The 351-nt window shown below is 48.7% G+C and carries 1 pseudogene; it reads right to left on the bottom strand.

Annotated elements, in window-relative coordinates:
• Window positions 1–351: pseudogene (locus RYX56_RS21515) on the bottom strand (nicotinate phosphoribosyltransferase); the annotation flags it as partial.

Here is a 351-nt window from a genome sequence, read left to right as displayed (position 1 = left end):
ACAATCTTTGTGTGTTTCAGCATATTTATGGAAGGCAGTGTATTCATCCTTATAGGCTTGAACCATTGAATGGGCATGCGTCCCGGAAACAGGGATACCAAACATTTTACCAGCTCTTACATTACTTGTCGCCTCGAACCCGCCAAGGTATGCGGCCCTCGTTCCGCATACGGCTGCATCCATTTCCTGAGCCCGCCTTGTCCCAAATTCAATCGCAACCTCATGACCTACGACCTGCTTGATGCGCGAAGCCTTTGTGGCAATGAGTGTTTGGTAATTCACAATGTTAAGCAAGGCGGTCTCAATTAATTGCGCTTCCGCCAAAGGAGCATCGACCCGTAAAATCGGCTC

Source organism: Alkalihalophilus lindianensis, from assembly GCF_032843265.1.
Classification (GTDB): Bacteria; Bacillota; Bacilli; order Bacillales; family Bacillaceae_D; genus Alkalihalophilus; species Alkalihalophilus lindianensis.
This window is presented reverse-complemented; position numbering and strand designations above follow the sequence as displayed.